This window comes from Frankia sp. CcWB2 (genome assembly GCF_977927585.1).
On the sequence record NZ_CDWRCM010000007.1, the window covers coordinates 42,327 to 42,759 of the forward strand.

Genomic DNA, 433 nt, shown 5'->3' on the forward strand with positions numbered 1-433 from the left:
AAGGGCTGCACTCTCCCCGATCCGGTGACTCGCAACGAGGTCCGCCATCACCGTCGACACCTGAGCCGAGACTCGTTCGGTAATCCGAGAGTGATCGCCAAACAGTAACAACCACTGACGAAGTGTGCCTTCGGCGGCCTCGGCTTATCACGCAGTGCAACGATCGACCATCCGTAGGCCAACCATCCCGCTCCGAGAGAATCGTTCGACAGGCGCACCCGACCCACCGAAACCGTCATCCGGTCCCAGAGTCACCGGAGTCAGGGGAGTCACGGGAGTTACCGGAGTCAGACGCATGGGAGGCCCGCGGGGTTGTGGGGTCTATGCCGCACGCGCGGGTTCGTAGGGACACCACCAGCCGGCAAAGGCCCATACGGTACCGTTGCCACGGGATCACGCTCGCACGCACGTTCGCGGGCGAGCAGCGACGTCC